Source organism: Roseateles sp., assembly GCF_049240545.1.
In the GTDB taxonomy this organism is placed as follows: domain Bacteria; phylum Pseudomonadota; class Gammaproteobacteria; order Burkholderiales; family Burkholderiaceae_C; genus Paucibacter_A.
This window is the reverse complement of the sequence record NZ_JBMLSK010000377.1, coordinates 1-2,160: the sequence shown is the minus strand read 5'-3', so window position 1 is coordinate 2,160 and position 2,160 is coordinate 1. Positions and strand designations below refer to the sequence as shown.

The following is a 2,160-nucleotide window of genomic DNA, read 5'->3' as shown; positions in this document are numbered from 1 at the left end:
CGATGACGGCGTGGTGATGTTCGACAGCAATGCCATCGTGCTGTGGCTGGCCGACAAGCACCGCCGTTTCGTGCCCACCGACATGGCCTCGGCCGAGCGCGCCGACACCCTGAGCTGGCTGATGTTCATCGCCAGCGGCATAGGCCCCTACAGCGGGCAGGCCGTGCATTTCCGCGTGGCCGCCCCCGAGCCCAAGGACTACGCGCTCAACCGCTACGACTTCGAGGCCGACCGCCACTGGAAGATCCTGGACGATCGCCTGGCCACCCGCCAATGGCTGGTGGGTGACAGCTACGGCGTCGTGGACATGGCCTTCTGGGGCTGGGCGCGGCTGGTGCCCTTTGTCATGGGCGACCCACAGGCCTTCGGGCGCTACCCGAACGTCAAGCGCCTGCTGGACGACATCAACGCCCGCCCGGCCGCCGCCCGCGTGGAGGCCCTGCGCCAGCGCCACAGCTTCAAGACCGAGATGGACGACGAGGCCCGGCGCGCCATGTTCCCGCAGAACGAGCGGCTGAAGACGAGCTGAGGCCCAGGCCAGAGGCCGAAACCTGGCTATAATGTGGGGCTCAATTCCTCGATAGCTCAGTCGGTAGAGCGCCGGACTGTTAATCCGTAGGTCCCTGGTTCGAGCCCAGGTCGGGGAGCCAAAAAATCGCTGGTCGTGACAAAGCCTTGGCTGCGGAAGTGGTCAAGGTTTTTGTTTTTTCTTGCGTGGATACTTTGTTCGCGTAGCCATCATGCAGGCACGGGCTGATGGAAGCGCGACCCGCCGAACTCACTCAGACATGGCACACTTGGTGACATGTTGCTACTGATGACACTACTCGATGGGGAAGACTCGGCGAAGCAGGCGGTTGCACGCGGGTTCGCCAAGGGCGTGTCAGCGCCCGCAGTATTGTTTGGCAACAACACCGCCCGTGGCGTTCGTATGTTGGAAGTGAAACGTACCAAGACAGGGAGAGTGCAGCTCCCAGCCTCGGTAGAGCTTTCCGACTGGGACCGAATCGGCGCCGATGTCCGCGAGGCGCTTAGGAGGCATGAGCAAACGCGAGCGCAACCAAGTCGTTAAAGCGGCTGCCTCTTTGGCCCAGCCGACGGCAAGTCGCCCTACCTCAGAAGTTGTCATGCGGCAGGAGACTTACTCCGGCCAACTCCCCCCCACCAGCGATGCTTCGGGAGTTCGACGAGATTGTTCCCGGCACTTCTGAACGGCTGATGCGATGGGTTGAGGACGAACAGTCCCACCGACGATCCATTGAGCTAGAAGTTACCGCGGCAAACATTGCTGCTCAGCAGCGCGAGTTGTCACTTGCCGAGACGCAAGCGCAAACGCAGCGAGAACATGCCCTTTACCAAGCTGTCACAGTGCGTCGCAGCGATTTCATTGGCCAATTGCTTGGCTTTGTAGTCTGCGCCGGTTGTGGACTTGGTGCCTTTTTCCTGGGTATGTCAGGCCATGAGGTGGCCGCTGTTGCACTTGCTGCGATTCCAACTGCAGCAGTTGTCCAATCTTTCCGGACGCTCTTCGACCGAAAAGGCCCTCAAGAGAGCGCCAAGAAGTAGGCAACAGCAATTCAGCAGGGGCGAAGCCGGTGGTGCTGAGGCCAGTGAGTGTGAGGTCGCAGCCTCCGGGGGGCTTGCCGGATGGGTCCCCGATCCGCCCAGAAAAACGGTGACGGATATGTGCCGTGGTTTTCAAAGCTCAAGATTCGGCGACACGGCCGCCAAGCGGCCGATCCGGTCCGATTGGCGGCAACACGGCACGGCCCTTATCGGGCGCCGCTCAGGGTAGGACGCCACCGCTGTCTATCATCGCCGCGATGGACACATCGACAACCTCGCCCAAGGCATTCATCGAACGGTGGCAGGGGGTTGCCGCGAGCGAGCTGGCCACCGCGCAGACCTTCGTCATGGACCTGTGCGAGCTGCTGGGCGTGCCCAAGCCCCACCCGACGCCCGCCCAGGACTACATGTTCGAGCGCCCCGTCACTTTCAGCCATGGTGACGGCTCCAGCAGCGCGGGCCGCATCGACTGTTACCGGCGCGGCCACTTCGTGCTGGAGGCCAAAAAGCTCAAGGCCGGCGCCCATACCAAGGGCTTCGACGACGGCTTGCTGCGCGCCCGCAGCCAGGGCGAGAGCTACGCCCGCGCGCTCC

Annotated in this window: 3 protein-coding genes and 1 tRNA gene; all 4 read left to right on the top strand. The window is 62.8% G+C overall.

The genetic code is table 11. The features are described from left to right. Window positions 1-529: glutathione binding-like protein (locus ACOVRJ_RS22885; protein ID WP_422046130.1), on the top strand; the 529-nt coding region annotated here is incomplete at its 5' end. A 45-nt stretch (window positions 530-574) separates the two neighbouring features. Further along, window positions 575-650: transfer RNA gene (locus ACOVRJ_RS22880), tRNA-Asn, on the top strand. Window positions 651-1,170: 520 nt separating this feature from the next. Beyond that, window positions 1,171-1,566, top strand: a complete 396-nt coding sequence (locus ACOVRJ_RS22875) for a DUF2335 domain-containing protein (protein ID WP_422046129.1) — start codon at window positions 1,171-1,173, stop codon at window positions 1,564-1,566. Window positions 1,567-1,823: 257 nt separating this feature from the next. Further along, window positions 1,824-2,160, top strand: a 337-nt coding sequence (locus ACOVRJ_RS22870; RefSeq protein WP_422046128.1) for a type IIL restriction-modification enzyme MmeI, incomplete at its 3' end; no start/stop codon positions are given.

Excerpts from the sequence above, each read along its gene's own strand:
- ACOVRJ_RS22875 (WP_422046129.1), top strand. The coding sequence starts at position 1,171 with ATGCTTCGGGAGTTCGACGAGATTGTTCCCGGCACTTCTGAACGGCTG.